At 33.0% G+C, this 2,270-nt stretch carries 4 protein-coding genes; all 4 read left to right on the top strand.

All coding sequences use genetic code 11. The annotated features are described in order from the left end of the window. Positions 1–443 precede the first annotated feature (443 nt). The 4 genes from H4K33_RS16240 to H4K33_RS16225 all read left to right on the top strand — a co-directional run bounded on the left by H4K33_RS16240 (position 444) and on the right by H4K33_RS16225 (position 2,265). Positions 444–656, top strand: a complete 213-nt coding sequence (locus H4K33_RS16240) for a hypothetical protein (protein WP_182650848.1) — start codon at positions 444–446, stop codon at positions 654–656. Then, positions 653–1,339 carry a hypothetical protein gene (locus H4K33_RS16235; RefSeq protein ID WP_182650846.1) on the top strand — a complete coding sequence of 229 codons (687 nt, stop codon included), beginning with the start codon at positions 653–655 and terminating at the stop codon, positions 1,337–1,339. The genes H4K33_RS16240 and H4K33_RS16235 overlap by 4 nt, the downstream gene beginning before the upstream one ends. 233 nt (positions 1,340–1,572) lie before the next feature. Beyond that, positions 1,573–1,806, top strand: a complete 234-nt coding sequence (locus H4K33_RS16230; RefSeq protein ID WP_182650844.1) for a hypothetical protein — start codon at positions 1,573–1,575, stop codon at positions 1,804–1,806. 12 nt (positions 1,807–1,818) lie between these two features. Next, entirely contained in the window at positions 1,819–2,265 is a 447-nt protein-coding gene (locus tag H4K33_RS16225) for a hypothetical protein (RefSeq protein WP_182650842.1), read from the top strand. Positions 2,266–2,270: the final 5 nt, after the last annotated feature.

The following is a 2,270-nucleotide window of genomic DNA, read 5'->3' as shown; positions in this document are numbered from 1 at the left end:
ACTCAAAAGGAACACCAAATGAGATTAGAGCTATAGAGCATTTAAGGGAAATAGAATATAGTTATGAAGAAGTGGAAAAAACAAATCGAAAGTAATAAAGAAGATAAAAAAATAGCGAAATTGTATATTGTTTCACTTATTCCATAGACACTAAGGGCTGTTTGCAAACAGCTCTTAGATGTTCTTTTCTGTAAAGGATTTACTAAGAATAGCACAACTTTTCGTTATCGGTAGTCGATGGTGGTATTCAGGGAGGTCCACTTACTATTCCCAATACGGTTTTAGATGAAATTACCGTTGGAGGAAGTGCATCAGGGCTTTCAAATGTTCAGTTAGTTCAAAGTGCAGCTATAAAAGCTGAAGCAGCAATTGGAGGTGTTGGTAGATTTGCTGGTACTGCGAAACACACGTATGCAACAGGCTTGTTAAAACGTTATCAAAATATGTATGGATATCGTGGAATGGAATTCAAAGTATTATTTAATAACGGTCCTGGAAATCGTGGATTTTTAGATGTACTTGATAAATCTGGGGGGATAATTTATGATTGGAAATTTGGATATCCAAATATGACACCTGCCCAATTAAATATGACACCTCAATTACTAAAATACCAAAGAAATTTTGGATTACCTACCCAAATTATAAAACCATGAAACAAAAAAGAGAAATAAAAAAAGAAATCATAAAAGCTTGGTCAGATAATCTTGTAGACTTACCTGTTTATTCTGTAAACAAACTATTTAAAGTTTGCGGGCCTTTTTTGTTGGGTATAGAATTATTAAAACTTCCTGGAGTAGAAGAGTACCGACCTCTTTTTGTTTGTTTTCCTTTATGGAAATCGGACATTAAACAATGTCTTGATGAGCCTGTCTTCATGCAAGGAATATATAATTACAAAGGTTTACAGTTTGATATTCCTTATACTGAACATGTAGCACTTTTTCAAGAAGCTTTAACCTGTACTACTGAACAAGCTTCTATTTTAATGTATAAAAGCGTTTCCATAGATCAATTAATAAGTGTTATTGAAAAGCAATTTTCAGAAGGGATTGTAGTAGCTAGTCCTGTTGGACAACTAAAACTTTTGGAAGCTCAACTTTTAGTTGCTTTATATCTTAATAATGAAGATTTGTTTGATAAGATATTTACAAGATTGGGTTATTTGGTTTCTACATATGATAAAAAGTATATAGAATGGAAGTATGGAAAGGCTGAGGATTGGCTTCAAAATTTGTATGCTTTAAAATCTCATCGGAAGACTTTTCTAAAACAAATCGAAAGTAATAAACAGGATAAAAAAATAGCGAAATTGTATACTGTTTCGCTTATTCCATAGACACTAAGGGCTGTTTGCAAGCAGCTCTTAGATGTTCTTTTCTGTAAAGAATTTACTAAGAACAGCACAACTTTTCGTTATCGGTAGTCGATGGTGGTATTCAGGGAGGTCCACTTACTATTCCCAATACGGTTTTAGATGAAATTACCGTTGGTGGGGGGAATATAGGTTGGAAAGTTGGGCAACCAATAACAAATTTTACTTATAAGAGAACGTTACCTGTATGGAGTACAGTGAGACAACGATTTTGGAAGAATGAAGCCTTTTATAATTCAAAGGCTTATACAGAACCTAATGTTTTGCGTATGCAAAAAGGTTTTGCTCCTCAACAACAAAACCCAAAAACTGGAATACTTGAAAGCATGGAATTACATCATCATAAAGTTCCTCAGCGCAATGGTGGTTTGTTCGATTTTATTAAAGTTTGGCCTGATGAACACCGAAAACTAGATCCTTTCAGATATTAAAAAAATAGTACTATGGAATTTCAAACATTATTTACGGAGTCCAAGGGACAGCCAATTTATTATAAAGGGAGAGAATTACATTTAGCAAATAAAATTTTTCTGACCAAAAACGAAATAACAGTAGATGTAGAGTTTATTTCAACAAATAGCAAATGGGCACAAGGAATTGTTATCGGAACCAAGGGCTATTTTAAAGTGAATAACCAAATCTTACCATTTAAAATTGTATTATGGGAAGATACAGCTCCTAAAAAAGTTTCAATTGAAATATTTTCCAAGGATAAAAAAGTAAATGTTTACAATGTCTGGAGAACAACTGATGGAACTGTAGATTATGGGCATAATGGTGCTGCTTTCTATATTGAAAAGATAGAGGATAGTTTTGTTTATTATTGTAATGATGGATGTCCTGATGATGATTTTGATGATCTGATATTTAAAGTAAAAGTTCACCAATAACTCTC

It is taken from the genome of Myroides sp. WP-1, assembly GCF_014145635.1.
In the GTDB taxonomy this organism is placed as follows: Bacteria; Bacteroidota; Bacteroidia; order Flavobacteriales; family Flavobacteriaceae; genus Flavobacterium.
The sequence above is the reverse complement of the archived record's forward strand: the minus strand, read 5'-3'. Positions and strand labels throughout refer to the sequence as shown.